This is a genomic window from Alphaproteobacteria bacterium (genome assembly GCA_040220875.1).
Classification (GTDB): Bacteria; Pseudomonadota; Alphaproteobacteria; order JAVJVX01; family JAVJVX01; genus JAVJVX01.
Map to the genome: position 1 here is coordinate 429,662 of JAVJVX010000003.1, position 13,114 is coordinate 442,775.

General features: G+C 63.0%; 11 protein-coding genes. 8 read left to right on the forward strand and 3 right to left on the reverse strand.

The genetic code is table 11. The features are described 5' to 3' along the window. Positions 1 to 190 precede the first annotated feature (190 nt). From RLQ26_02065 to RLQ26_02080, 4 genes are all read left to right on the forward strand, one after another. The gene (locus RLQ26_02065; protein ID MEQ9087511.1) at positions 191 to 1,276 is read left to right on the forward strand and encodes an aromatic ring-hydroxylating dioxygenase subunit alpha; all 1,086 of its coding nucleotides are present in this window, start codon (positions 191 to 193) and stop codon (positions 1,274 to 1,276) included. 126 nt (positions 1,277 to 1,402) lie between these two features. Then, positions 1,403 to 2,530, forward strand: a complete 1,128-nt coding sequence (locus RLQ26_02070) for an aromatic ring-hydroxylating dioxygenase subunit alpha (GenBank protein MEQ9087512.1) — start codon at positions 1,403 to 1,405, stop codon at positions 2,528 to 2,530. Between the two features lie 8 nt (positions 2,531 to 2,538). Next, positions 2,539 to 3,552, forward strand: a complete 1,014-nt coding sequence (locus tag RLQ26_02075) for a 2-oxoglutarate and iron-dependent oxygenase domain-containing protein (GenBank protein ID MEQ9087513.1) — start codon at positions 2,539 to 2,541, stop codon at positions 3,550 to 3,552. Positions 3,553 to 3,593: 41 nt separating this feature from the next. Continuing rightward, positions 3,594 to 4,007 carry a VOC family protein gene (locus tag RLQ26_02080; GenBank protein ID MEQ9087514.1) on the forward strand — a complete coding sequence of 138 codons (414 nt, stop codon included), beginning with the start codon at positions 3,594 to 3,596 and terminating at the stop codon, positions 4,005 to 4,007. 13 nt (positions 4,008 to 4,020) lie between these two features. Here the strand turns inward: RLQ26_02080 and RLQ26_02085 are convergent, their stop codons facing one another. After that, entirely contained in the window at positions 4,021 to 6,288 is a 2,268-nt protein-coding gene (locus tag RLQ26_02085; protein MEQ9087515.1) for a LamG-like jellyroll fold domain-containing protein, read from the reverse strand. Positions 6,289 to 6,504: 216 nt separating this feature from the next. On the opposite strand from RLQ26_02085, the gene RLQ26_02090 reads away from it, so the two are divergent. Beyond that, a complete protein-coding gene (locus tag RLQ26_02090; GenBank protein MEQ9087516.1) occupies positions 6,505 to 7,815 on the forward strand; it encodes a DUF1329 domain-containing protein in 1,311 nt (436 codons plus the stop codon). Between the two features lie 10 nt (positions 7,816 to 7,825). Next, positions 7,826 to 9,265 carry an aspartate aminotransferase family protein gene (locus tag RLQ26_02095; protein MEQ9087517.1) on the forward strand — a complete coding sequence of 480 codons (1,440 nt, stop codon included), beginning with the start codon at positions 7,826 to 7,828 and terminating at the stop codon, positions 9,263 to 9,265. Here RLQ26_02095 and RLQ26_02100 read toward each other — a convergent pair. Continuing rightward, entirely contained in the window at positions 9,256 to 9,525 is a 270-nt protein-coding gene (locus tag RLQ26_02100; protein MEQ9087518.1) for a hypothetical protein, read from the reverse strand. The genes RLQ26_02095 and RLQ26_02100 overlap by 10 nt on opposite strands. 201 nt (positions 9,526 to 9,726) lie before the next feature. Then, complete coding sequence (locus RLQ26_02105; GenBank protein ID MEQ9087519.1) at positions 9,727 to 10,719, reverse strand: helix-turn-helix domain-containing protein; 993 nt, start codon at positions 10,717 to 10,719, stop codon at positions 9,727 to 9,729. Between the two features lie 326 nt (positions 10,720 to 11,045). Between RLQ26_02105 and RLQ26_02110 the strand changes: the two genes are divergently transcribed. Together RLQ26_02110 and RLQ26_02115 are read left to right on the forward strand one after the other, a co-directional pair. Continuing rightward, a complete protein-coding gene (locus RLQ26_02110; protein ID MEQ9087520.1) occupies positions 11,046 to 11,834 on the forward strand; it encodes an SDR family oxidoreductase in 789 nt (262 codons plus the stop codon). Positions 11,835 to 11,880: 46 nt separating this feature from the next. Beyond that, positions 11,881 to 13,113, forward strand: a complete 1,233-nt coding sequence (locus RLQ26_02115; GenBank protein ID MEQ9087521.1) for a styrene monooxygenase/indole monooxygenase family protein — start codon at positions 11,881 to 11,883, stop codon at positions 13,111 to 13,113. Position 13,114: the final 1 nt, after the last annotated feature.

Consider the following 13,114-nt stretch of genomic DNA (forward strand, 5'->3'; position numbering starts at 1 on the left):
GATAATCGCCGGGGCTCTCATAAACCCCTAAGTTTTTTATGTGTAAGGCGAGGGCCTGTGTCCGAAACCCTATCAAATTCGATAGGTGTCTGACAGGGGAGATTTCGCTTGGCTTGAGCCCGGCGGGAAAAGAAAAAAAGGCTTCGCCGGACCCGCACGCTGTCTCGGACAATGGCTGGAGGGAGGCCCCATGATCCAGAACACGTGGTATATCGCGGCGCACGCGGACGAACTCAGGCCGTCGGGCGTGCTGGGGCGGACCGTCGCCAACCATCCCATCGTTTTTTACCGCGCCGAATCGGGCGAGGTGCACGGCGTCGAGGACCGGTGTCCGCACAGGCTCGCCCGCCTTTCGCTCGGCGAGGTGATCGGGGAAAATCTCCGCTGCGGCTATCATGGGGCAACCTTCAATCCCGCCGGCAAATGCGTCAGCGTCCCAGGACAGTCCCGGCCACCCGAAGGCATGGGCGTCCGGAAATACCCGGTCCAGGAGCGGTACGGCCTGATCTGGGTCTGGCCCGGCGATCCGGCGCTCAGCGGGGACGAAAGCTCGATCCCGGATTTCCTGAAATACGGAGAAGCGCCCTACGCGTTTCACAACGGCCAGATGCTGTCGCTGAAATGCGATTACCGGCTGATTGTCGATAACCTGCTCGATCCGACCCATGCCGAGTTCGTCCACCGCTCAAGTTTCGGGTCGAGCGACTGGCAGGCATCGCGCTCGGCCGACAGTGCGGACGGCGCGACGGAGGAATTCACGCTCGACATGCGGGATGACGGGATCGATTTCTCCTACTATCTGCCGGGCATCGTTGGCGGCCCCTGCTTTGGCGCCATCTATGCATTGAAATACGGGCAGAAGGAATTCCGGGAAAAGCTCGATCTCGAGATGCATGTCAACTGGCAGCCGCCGGGTCTGTTCTCTTATGCAACCAGGATGCGGCCCCGGGGCGCGCCGTCGGAGGAGGAGGTCTGGGTTATCAACCTGCATCTGCTGACGCCCGAAACCGACGATACCGCTCATTACATTTATCGCTGCTCGGCATTGGCGAACGACCATAAATCGGACATCGCCGATTTCTGGATCCAGACCTGTCGAAAGGCCTTCATGGAAGATAAGCTCGTCATCGAGGCCCAGCAGGCGGTGGCCGGGCCGGGCGACCTGATGAGCCACAAGCTCTTCGACCTGGAAGGCGATTCCATGAGCTTGAAAGGACGTGATGTCCTCGAGGCCATGGAGGCGAAAGAAACGGGCGGCATCGCTGCCGTCGCCTAGGCGCCCGCGCTGACAGGACCCCGGGCAGCCATCAAAGCGGGCATGGCCGCCCCTCGTGATCGCCTGGTGACGGGCCCGGAACAGGCGCGATTCAAGGATGGAAACACGCCAAGGATGGAAACACGCATGGAACAAGTTCCGAACGAGCCCCTTTCGGTTTCGAACGCCTGGTACGTGGTCGCCCATGCGAGTGACCTGAAGCCGGGAACCGTCCTCGGGCGTCGTCTTCTGGGACAGGAATTTGCCCTTTTCAGGCTCGAGGATGGCGCGCTCGGGGCCTTCGAGGATCGCTGTCCGCACAGGCTTTTGCCCCTGTCCATGGGGGCGGTCGTCGGGAATGTGCTGCAGTGCAGCTATCACGGCGCCTGTTTTGAGGCGCAGGGTAAATGCGTGAGTGTGCCGGGCCAGACACGCGTTCCGGCAAAGGCCCGCGCCCGGACCTATCCCGTGCAGGAGCGCTACGGTTTCATCTGGCTCTGGCCCGGAGATCCCGCGCTTTCACACGACGAGCGTTCGATCCCCGACGTCTTTCAGTACGGTGTCGAGCCCTATGACGCAAGGAACGGGCAGATCCTGTCCTTTGGCGCCAATTACGAATTGATCGTCGACAACCTGCTTGATGCCGGTCACGCAGAATTTGTGCACAAGACGAGCTTCGGTTCGGAGGGGCTCCAGGTGACACGCAAGCACGAGGAGAACGCGGCCGTCGCCCAGACAGAACACGATTTCCACGCCGACGTCGCGGATGACGGCATCACCTACAAGGTGCTGCTCAACAAGACCCGGCCTGGCCCTTGTTTCATCAAGGCCTACGCCATGAAGCAGGGGCTCGAGTACTACGACGGGCTCCTTGACTGGCACATGGACGTAAGCTGGGTCCCGCCGGGCTGCTTCGTGTTCTCCTCGGTCACCAAGGCGCCCGGGGCGCCTTACGAAGAGGGTATCGGGTTGATCAATATTCATGCGCTCAGCCCGGAAACAGGCGACACCACAAATTATTTTTTTCGGAACGCCTATCGCTTCATCCAGAAAAACGACGATCTCATGCATTTCTGGCATGAAACGGCGCTCCGTGCCTTCAAGGAGGACAAGATCGTGATCGAGGCGCAGAAGCGCTCCATGAAGGGGCGGGCGCTGTTCGATTATGACCTTTGCAATTTCGACAGTGACTCGCTCAGCAATGCCGGTCGGAAAATCCTGCAAAACGCGGCTGCGGGAAATCGCACAGCCTTGTCCGCAGCAAAATCAGCCTAGAGGCCAATATGACGCTTGATTATGTCCCGATCATCGATCTTTCGGACTTTCGCACCGGAGACGCCGGCAAGCGCCGGGAAGTCGTCGACGAGTTTGCGCGTGCCTGCACCGATATCGGATTCCTCGTGATCAAGGGCCACGGTGTTGACCCGACGCTTTGCGGGGACGCGGAAAAGGCCGCCGATGCGTTCTTTTCCTTGCCGCTTGAGGAAAAGCTCAAGGTCAGCCAATGGAGCGATGACGTTCCGCGAGGCTTCAGCCGGATCGAAGCAGAGAGCCTCGCTTACCTTTCGGGCAAGGAGACGCCGGGCGACCTCAAGGAATCCTTCACGATGGGGCCGCCCGAAATCCCCGAGGACGATCCCTATTACGATGCGGCCGGCTCGCTCCAGCTTTTCGCCCGCAACATCTGGCCGCCCACGCCACCTGAATTTCGCGAAGCCATGGTGAAATATTACCGGGCCATGGAGCATCTGTCGGATGACGTGATGCGCGTGTTTGCGCTCGCCCTCGGCCTTGACGAGAGGTATTTCCAGCCTGTCGTGGACAGGCATACCAGCGCGTTTCGCGTCATACACTACCCGGAACAAAAAACGGCGCCCATGCCAGGCCAGTTGAGAGCAGGCGAGCATACGGATTACGACAGTTTCACCCTCCTCTGGCGGGGTGGATACGCGGCCGGGCTGCAAGTCCTCAACAAGGCCGGTGAATGGATCGATGTGCCGGAGGTGAAGAACGCCTATGTGGTCAATATCGGTGATTGCCTGATGCAATGGACCAACGATCAGTGGGTCTCCACCCGTCACCGTGTCGTCAACCCGCCGGAAGACGCTGCATCAACCAAGCGAATATCGCTGGTCTACTTTCAGCAGCCAAATTACGACGCGGTCATCAAGTGCCTGCCCACGTGCCAATCGGCCGATCGGCCGGTGAAATATCCGCCAGTGTCCTTTGGTGAATACCTGCATCGCCGGTTTACCAGTCAGACCCGCTTCGAGGTGACGGGAGAGGCCGGGTACTGACGAATGCCCGCGCGCCGGAAAGGCCAGAAAGGAATGTGGAAGTGGCAAAGCTTAACCTCGTCAATGTATTCGCCAGGGATTTCAAGGGCCTGGCCGGATTCTACCAGAAGGTTTTCGATTTCCCGGAAATCAGGGAATACCGCTCGCCCATCTTCCGCTGCCTCGATGCAGGCCAGGCGGCGCTCGGCTTCAATGCCTTCGATGCCTACGAACTCATAAATGTGCGTCAGCCTCGCCGCCAGGCGCGCCCGGACGTGAAGGTGTTCATCAACATCGAGGCGCGCTCGAAGAAGGAGCTTGAGCAAAGGGTCGAGAAAGCACTGAAGTACGGCGCGCGTCTCCTCAAGGAACCCTACATCACCTATTACAATTTTTATCAGGCCGTCCTTGAGGACCCGGAAGGCAACGTCTTCAGGGTGAATCGGGTGCTGCCCCGACCCCGGTCCGGACGGTGATGGCGCGCGCGGCTCAGTCCGACGGCAGGGGGAGCGGGTCGAGGAACCGGCGCAATACATTTTCCGTTACCCGCGAAACGGAATTCTCGTAGTCGTTGTAGGACAGCGAGCCGCACCAGGAAATCGAGCCCACGGAAAATACGGCGCCGTCATTCGGGTGCTTGAAATAGACCATGTCCGCGCGGACGAGCGGGTTGACCGAGCCGCCCTGGCGCGAGTCGCTCATCAGTACCTCCTCGACCGAATGCTGGTACGCGTCCGAATGATCGAAGCTGGCGGCGAGCCAGTAGGCCGTGTCCGGCGTGCCGAGGCCGGGATCCATGCGGTCCAGCTCGTAACCGGCGGCTCCTTCCTTCAATACCAGTGATGGGTGATCGCCAATCAGCGCGTCGGGACCGAGCCCGTCGAAAACGAACGCGGCGCCCGGCCGATGGCTGTCCTCGCGACGCTTGTAGGGCGAATTGCGGTCGAACCCCTGGGCGGTGAAGCCGACGCCGACAAGCGCCTGCGGCGGCCGGCCCCTCCAGCGCCACAATCCGCCCCGCTCCCCGGTCGAAGCGTGATAGCGCTCGCCCGGCGCCGATTCCCAGGTCCGGATGCCATCGGCGCGGCGGATCTCGATGACATGCGGCGCGTCGGGATGAAAGGAGGTGACCCAGTAGAACCCGTTGCCCCCGAGATACATGACGCGACCGCCATTCTCCATATATGTCTCGAGCGCCTCGAGCATCCGCTCGCTCCAGTATTCGGGATGCGTGCCGGTAACGATGACCCGATAGGGGTTCAAAGCCTCGATTCCCTCTAAATGCAGCGCCTCGTCTGTCAGGACGTCATGGGCGATTTCCTTTTCCATCAACCAGTCCACCAGATGCAGGTCGCCCGAAAGCTGGTGCGGGCCATCGGTCGCCATCATGTAGAATTTGGGGCGCATGCTGACGATCGGGCGCCGTCGCGAGGAAAAGAACACGCCGCTGCCATCGCTATGGCGCTCGTACAGGCTGAGGAGATGGTTGTCGGCCGCGTAGGCATAGGCCTCTTTCGAGGCGTCAGGGTTCTGGTTCGGGCAAAGCGCCATCGGGACTTCGGTCAGTTGCTCGTTACCGTAGGCGAGGTAGCTGCAGGTGGGCGCCAGAAAGGCCACATCGGCGCCGGGAGTGGCCGGCCGGGCACACACGAACAGCGGCACGTGATCTTCCTCCGCCGCACTGCCTTCGGCGTCGCCTTCGGCTTGCGCCGGGCGCAGGCGGAAGGCGTAGATGCCGCTGGGCAGGTCGTCGGGCAGACGCAGCGCAACGTCGGTATCCCATTTCGCGTCATCGAGATCGTCGTCATGGAAATGGATCGCGGCATATTCCGCCGGGGCGTCCAGGAAATGATCGAACCGCCCCGTCCAGCAATGGCCGGTCACGCCGCGGGCCGGCAGGTTCACGGTCTCGCCGGTGTGGCCCCGGCCGGACCCGTCGGTCAGTCGGCGGGAATCGAAATCGCGTCCAAAATCCCACCAGATGGCACCCGTGCGCTCGCGCAAGGGCAGGGCCGGGTCCGCGGCCTCGCGGTCGAGGGTCAGGGCGGCGGGCACCAGGCAGGGCGCGTCGATCTTGCCATTGAAATGGCCGGCGAGCGGGCTCGGATAGGCCGGGTCCGTCGGATCGCTCCAATGCACGGCGGCGAACAGCAGTTCAGCCTCGACGGGGACGAGGAGTCCGCCCGGGAGATCTTCGGTCATCGCTGCTTCGGCCGGATCGTCGGGCAGGCGGCGGGCCGGTCGCTGGATGACGCTGGCCCGTCCCGTCCGGGGATCATAGCTGGCGGCGACGAAATACCATCGCCCGGGGGCAAGCGGGCGGCCGGTCCGCACGCGCCCGATGCCGCCGCGCCCGTCCGCGATCCGCAGCGCGACATCGCCACCATTCTCCAGGAAGAGCCCCCAGCCGGCCGCGCCCGGGCCGGTCCATTTCGAGATGATCGCCTGCAGCCCCTTGTCCGGTGTCGTCGGACAGATCCACGCGCCCAGCGTGAGACCGGCGGCCGGTGATAAATCGGGCGCGTCGGGCACACGGCCATAGGAGCCCGTGACGATGGGTTGAAAGCGCCCCGGATAGCGTCCGTTATCGGGATGCGCGATCACCGTCTCGCGAAAACCGGGCCCCGCCGGATTGGGGTCGCCGTGGCGCAGCCGGACCAGGGCCATGTCGAAGGCGGGGGCCTTCGTGCTCACCTTGAGCGCCACGGTATCGCCGGGCCGTGCGGTCATGGGCTCCGTATATCCCGTAATCTTCATTCCTGCTCTCCACTGGCTTTTCGCGGGTTTTCGCCGGTCCCGGTCGCTGGCGCGGGAATTGTGGGGAGAGGAGGAGGCCAGGGCAAGCCTTGCGCCGGTGGCCGCCGCCGCCTTTCCGTGCGAATATGTGCCGGAGACGGGGAAAAGGCCGGCGCGGGGACGGGAGGCATTCCCGCGCAGGCCCGCGGCCACAGGGACAGGGCGCAGAGAGGGGCCATGGTGTTTGATGAGGGTTTCAATTATCGCTGCCTGAAACGACTGGCGGCCGGTCTCCTGGCCGCCGCCCTCGGCCTCGGGCTCGCTTCGCCGAATGCGACAGCCCAGACATGCGGGGAAAAGGAAGTCTGTCCGGGCATCGTCCTGTCCGCTGCCAATCTGGACAGGCTGGAGGATGCGCGACTCGAAGGTCATCGCATAGGCGACGTCCTGACCGAGCGGGTCCGCTGGCAGATTGAAAAATTCGCGACCTCGCTGCGCCTTGTTCACAAGACACCTATCGCGCTCGACCCGCGTCATGTTGCCGCGACGGAAAACTATGCGGGGCGGGCGAGGCTCGATGACGCGACCAAGCGCGTCGAGGGCTGGGTGGCGGGGGACCCGTTTCCCGACATTGATCCGGGCGATCCGGATGCCGGCTACAAGATCATCTGGAACCTGACCTATGGCCGCTCGCGCGGTTACGATCACGACCATCCCGGCATCTCGTTCCTGCTGGTGGATGCGGAGAGCGGACTGGAAAGGTTTCAGACCTGGGCGCTGCGTCGCCTCTTCATGAAGGGCCGGATCGCCGGCCCGCCGGTGATCGGCGACGGCGACACGCTCGAAAAGACTCTGCTCTACGCGCAGACACCCCAGGATATCAAGGGTTTGGGCTCGTTCTCCATCCGCTACGACACCGGCCGCCTGGACGATAGCTGGGCCTATGTCCGCGAGGTGCGCCGTACGCGGCGGCTGTCCGGCGGGGCATGGATGAACCCTATTGGCAGTACTGACGAACTGCAGGATGATTTCGGCAATTTCAACGCGTATCCCACGTGGTATGACGGCTACAAGCTCCTTGGCCGACGTGACCTGCTCGTCGTGGCCCATGCCCAGGCCATCACGCCACCCGAAGGCGAGGACGATCCGGCTCGCCGCTTTCCCAATCTGGAACTCGATGCGTGGCCGCACTGGAACACGCTCGATAACTGGGAAGTCCGGCCGGTCTACGTCATCGACGCGACGCCGCCTTCCGAACACCCTTATAGCAAGCGTGTTCTCTACGTGGATGCGGAGAGCTGGTTTCCCTACATGGCGGAAGCCTATGACCATGCCGGCGAGTTCCACAAATGGATGATCCGCGCGTTCCGCTCATGGACGACCGAGGATCACCCCGACGGGGTCGCCGTCTGGCCGGAATGGGGAAACACGATCGATTTTCAGCGCATGCATGCGACGGTTTTTCGCGCCTCGCCTGATTGGCGCTACAATGTCGGCCTCGCGCCGGACGATGTGTCTCTGGCCGTGCTCGAGGCGGAAGGACGTTAGGGAGGAATGGATGCCGGACGATAATGTATCCCGCCATGGCCGGAACGAGCCCGGGGAGGTGGCAATCGACTGGGAAGAAATCGAGCGCTGGGACCGCGCTTACTATCTCCACAATGTTCAGGCCCAGGACAGCTACGTTTTCACGGGCGTGGAATACGTCGAGGGCAATTACCTGCACCTGGCCAATGGCGGCAAGCTCCTTGATTTTCAGAGCCAGTTGATCTCGGACAGTCTTGGCCACCGCCATCCCCGGATTCACGCCGAAATCCAAAAGGCGATGGGCCGCTATGGCCACGTGTTTTTCGGCATGGCGACCGATTATCGCGCCCGCGCGGCAAAGCTCATCATCGAGGATATTCTGGGCGGCGAGGACGGCTGGGCCGGCCGCCTGCGGATACTGTCCTCAGGCACGGAAGCGGTTGAATGCGCCATGACCATGGCACGCCTTTACACCGGCCGGCCGATAGTCCTGACGCAAGTGCATTCGTATCACGGGATGATACCGGGTGCGACGCAGTTGCGCGGCTATCGCAGCAATCTTACGCCGTCCGACGACCTGAACGTGGTTCGTGACGTGCCGGGCTTTCCGGGCGGGGGCTATATGCCGATCCCGGCGCCGGAATTCCCGGACTGGAAAAGCACCGGCCGCCTGCCGTCCATCGAATTCACGGAGCAGATCATCCGCGCCACGGGGCCGGGCAATATCGCGGCCATCATCACCGAACCGATGTTCGGTGCCGGCGGCTACATGCCTCACCCGGAATACATGCCCCAGATCCGTGATCTGTGCACGAAATACGATCTGCTCTGGATCGATGACGAAGTCATGTGCGGCTTCGGCCGGCTCGGCGAATGGTTCGCCTATGATCTTTACCGCGATCAGAGGCCTGGCGGGATCGCGCCCGACCTGATGGCGGTGGGCAAGGGGATCAACGGCTCCGCCCTGCCGGTGGGCGGCGTCGTGGCTAACAAGGAGGTGGGCGAATTCTTCGATCGCGCGCGATGGTGGAGCGGCAGCACGCATGACGCCCACCCGCTGGTCTGTGCCTCGATCGTGGGGGCCCTCGAGACCATGATCGAAGAGGACATGATTTCCCGCGTCAAGACGCTCGGCGCCTATGCGGCCGATCATCTCATCCGGCTCGAGGAGAAGCATCCCTGCGTCGGGCTGGTGACGGGCGACGGCCTCTACTACGCCGTAGACTTGGTGGACGGCGATGGCGCGCCCATCGTCAGCGAAGACAGGTTCACGGCCTTCACGGGCGACCTCTCGAAACAGCCCAATTCCATCGTCTCGGCCGAATGTGCGGCGCGCGGCGTGTTCCTCGGTGGCTTTGTGCCCAACACGATCAAGGTGGCGCCGCCCTTCACGATTACCGAGGCGGAGATCGATACCGGCATGGCCGCCTTCGACGCCGCGCTCGATGCCATCGACAAGGCTTATTGCTGAGGCCGGACGTCCGGCGGCTGTCGGTAGCGAGCCTGCGCCAGGCGCAGCAGCGTCCACAACTCGTCGCGGCTGGTCCCGTTGCGCCGGAGCACGAGCGACGTCAGCGGCTCGTCAATGAGCTCCGCGAGGCCGGGCTCCGATCCGCCAATCTCGAAGCGGCTGTCGGCCTTGCGCAGCCCGGCCGGCAGGCCCGGTGGGTGCTCGGGGGATGGCGATGGACGCGCCGGTTTTCGTCGCCACAAATTGTCCAGGAGCTTCATACCCGTCGATCCTTTCACCCCGTCGGGGGAACAAGGTTGTCATCGCAAACGGGTGTTCGGGCCCAACGGCCCCGAGAGGATCATGCTAGGACTGTTCGGACGGCATTCCTATGACGGGAAGGGCGGTCAGGCGGGTTATCCACATGAATCTTCTTTATTCACAGGGTGTGGATAGTTTGAACCGGGGCCGGTGCCGGACCTTCAGCGATTGATGCGCCGCAACGTGACGGATGGGGCCTCGCCGAACCTGCGCCCGTAATCGGCCGCAAAACGGCCCATGTGAGAGAAATGCCATTTCAGGGCGATATCGATCACTCTGGCCCGGCCCGGATCGGCCGCGGCCAACTCGGCCCGGGCGCGCTCGAGACGCACCTGCTTGAGGAAGGCCATCGGTCCCTGTCCGCGATAGGCCCGAAAGCCTGCGAAAAGAGAGCGGGCGCTGACGCCGGAAACGGTGACAAGGTCCTCGATCGTGATCTCGCGCCCGGCATGGGCATGGATGTAATCCTCGGCCCGCTTGACGTAATAGGGGCTGGGGCCAGCCGCTTCCCGCTCCATCATCGCCGAATAATTGTGCCGCTGGCTGCCGACCAGCGTGGCCAGCAGCAGGTCCTCGAACTGGCGTGACAACATTCCCTTGCGGGCGGCCGAGGCGGGTCGGGCCAGCTCGTCGCAGATCATGGTCAGAATCCTTCGCCAACTCTGCGCCTCGCCCCGTGATACGTCCATCGCGAGATCGAATTCGACAGGGCGCCGGATCCGGATGCCGAGGCAGTTGCCGACGAAACGTTCCAGCGTCATGCGCGGCACCTGGACTGTCAGCGAGGCGCAATCCCCCATCCACTCGATCGATAACGGCAGGTGTGGAGAACACACTGTCGCGGCGCCTTGTCCCGTCTCGGCCGTCTGACTGCCGAGGGACACACGCATGCTGCCCGTAAGAGGCATCTGGATCAGATAGAAATCCTCGAGCGGCCCTGGTCCCACGAACACATCGCCACCATAGGTCAGATAGTTGAGTGAAACTTCGCCCAGCTCGACCCGGTTCTGGACAGCGTGCAGCCGGCGCTCGCCCGCCAGAAATTCGAGCCGGTGCGGCTTGAACACGTTGCCGACCACGTCACGCGCCTCGTCCAGATCGGTCGACCGGAAGAGCGGCTTATGGGAAAGGGGTATCGACGACGACTCGCGCACGGCTGTTCCGCCTCCTGACTGAGAGCCTTCGCTGCCTCGATCCTAGGGGCTGGCGGGGCTGGGTCAAGCGATCCACCATGACCGCCGGGCGCAGGCCGGCCCCTTGTTCTTGCAGCCGCCGGCCCCGTCCTGCAGCCCCAGGATAGAGCGCGGCGCCGGGCGGCCTAAGCTGGCGGCCTGGGCTGGATGGCCTGGGCTGGATGGCCTGGGCTGGGCGGGCGAGGGTCGGCCATGGGCGATCCGGCAGATGTTCCGGGGTCGTGCGCCATGCGAGACTGGCGTGGAGGCCGCGCTGCTGCGGCCGCTCATGGTCAAGGGGAGAGGACATGAAGGGTTTGGATGGGAAAACGGCGATCGTCACCGGGGGCGCGCAAAGTCTTGGCGCCGGTGTCGTCGCCGCCCTCAAAGAGGCCGGAGTGAATGTCGTGATTGCCGACATTGCCGAAGAACAGGGCGCGGCGCTGGCCGACCGGCTGGGCGAGACAGTGGTCTTCAAACACACGGATCTGCGAAGCGACGATGATATCAGGGCATGTGTCTCGACCGCGGTCGACAAGTTTGGCGGCATCGATTTTCTCATCAATGTCGCCTGCTCATATCTGGATGACGGGCCCAACTCGCCCCGGGCGGACTGGCTGACGTCGCTCGACATAAATTTTGTCGGCCATGTTGTCCTGATGCAGGAGGCTCTGCCTCACATGAAGAAACGCGGCGGCGGGGCGATCGTGAATTTCAGCTCCATCAGCGCCCGCGTCGCGCAGCCGGGCCGCTGGCTCTACCCGGTCAGCAAGGCGGCGATCACCCAGCTGACACGTAACCAGGCCATGGACCTGGCCCAGTACAACATTCGCGTGAACTCGGTATCGCCGGGCTGGATCTGGTGCCGGCTGATGTCCGAGGTGACGAATGACGACAAGGCAAAGACGAACAGCGTCGCCGCTCCCTTCCATATGCTTGGACGCGTCGGCGAGGCGGGCGAGGTGGCGGATGTCGTGCTTTTTCTCTGCTCCGACCACGCGTCCTTCGTGACCGGTGCCAATTACGATGTGGATGGCGGTTATGGCGCGCTGGGGCCGGAAGGGCGCGAGCCGGCCATTCCCAAGCTGATGGAATAGGCCGACCGCCGGACGCTGGTTCGGCCAGGAGGCCAGGAGGAGAGAGATGCGTAAAATCAGCATTCTGGGCGGTGGGCAAAGCGGCCTTCAGATCGGCTTTGGCCTCTTGCGCGAGGGCTATGACGTGACGGTCATGACGAACCGCACGGCCGAGGAAGTCCGTGATGGCCGTGTTCTGTCCAGCCAGTGCATGTTTCACACCGCCCTTCAGAATGAGCGGAATATCGGGATCAACGACTGGGAAGACGCCTGTCCGCCGGTCGAGGGGATCGAGTTCAACATCGTCGGCGAAAATGGTGACCGGGCGCTGCACTGGGCGCATCGGCTCGATCACTACGCACAATCCGTCGATCAGCGCGTCAAGATCCCGGGTTGGATGCGCCGGTTCGAGCGGGAGGGCGGCAAGCTGGTGATCGCCGACGCCGGAATTGACGAGTTGGATAACATGGCGCACGAGTCCGATCTGGTTCTCGTCGCGAGCGGCAAGGGCGAAATCGGCCGCCTGTTCGAGCGCGATGACGAAAAATCCGATTTCGACAAGCCGATGCGGGCGCTGGCTCTGAGCTATGTCAACAACATGACGCCCCGTCCAGACCACTCGACCGTCTGCTTCAATGTCATTCCCGGCGTTGGCGAGTATTTCGTGTTTCCGGCGCTGACGACAACGGGGCCGTGCGAGATCATGGTGATGGAGGGCATCGTGGGCGGCCCCATGGACACGGTCTGGCAGGACGTCAAAACGCCGGCCGACCATCTGGCGGCGAGCAAATGGATCCTCGAGACATACATTCCGTGGGAAGCGGAGCGCTGCCGCAAGATCGAGTTGACCGATCCCAACGGCATCCTGGCCGGCCGCTTTCCCCCCACGATTCGCAAGCCCGTGGCACGGCTGCCATCCGGCCGGACGGTCATGGGCGTTGCTGATACGGTGGTGCTGAACGACCCGCTGACCGGGCAGGGCTCGAACAATGCCAGCAAATGCGCCCGGATCGTAACCGAGTCCATTCTCCAGCGGGGCGCGCGTGCCTTCGATGAAGAATGGATGCAGGCCACTTTCGACCGCTACTGGGATTACGCGCGATGGGTGGTGAAATGGACCAGCGCCTTCCTGGTGGAGCCGCAGGAGCCAATCCCGAGCATCCTGGGTGCGGCTCAGGAGATGCCGGAACTCGCCCGCATCATCGCCAACGGTTTCGACAATCCGCCCGATTTTTTCCCGTGGCTGGTCGATGCGGTGGCCGCACAGATGAAGCTCAAGGATTTGAACCGGGCCGCCTAGC

What these genes read in the sequence shown, in the direction of transcription:
- RLQ26_02065 (MEQ9087511.1), top strand. Translation starts at nt 191, where the DNA reads ATGATCCAGAACACGTGGTATATCGCGGCGCACGCGGACGAACTCAGG.
- RLQ26_02070 (MEQ9087512.1), top strand. Translation starts at nt 1,403, where the DNA reads ATGGAACAAGTTCCGAACGAGCCCCTTTCGGTTTCGAACGCCTGGTAC.
- RLQ26_02075 (MEQ9087513.1), top strand. Translation starts at nt 2,539, where the DNA reads ATGACGCTTGATTATGTCCCGATCATCGATCTTTCGGACTTTCGCACC.
- RLQ26_02085 (MEQ9087515.1), bottom strand. Translation starts at nt 6,288, where the DNA reads ATGAAGATTACGGGATATACGGAGCCCATGACCGCACGGCCCGGCGAT.
- RLQ26_02090 (MEQ9087516.1), top strand. Translation starts at nt 6,505, where the DNA reads ATGGTGTTTGATGAGGGTTTCAATTATCGCTGCCTGAAACGACTGGCG.
- RLQ26_02095 (MEQ9087517.1), top strand. Translation starts at nt 7,826, where the DNA reads ATGCCGGACGATAATGTATCCCGCCATGGCCGGAACGAGCCCGGGGAG.
- RLQ26_02100 (MEQ9087518.1), bottom strand. Translation starts at nt 9,525, where the DNA reads ATGAAGCTCCTGGACAATTTGTGGCGACGAAAACCGGCGCGTCCATCG.
- RLQ26_02110 (MEQ9087520.1), top strand. Translation starts at nt 11,046, where the DNA reads ATGAAGGGTTTGGATGGGAAAACGGCGATCGTCACCGGGGGCGCGCAA.
- RLQ26_02115 (MEQ9087521.1), top strand. Translation starts at nt 11,881, where the DNA reads ATGCGTAAAATCAGCATTCTGGGCGGTGGGCAAAGCGGCCTTCAGATC.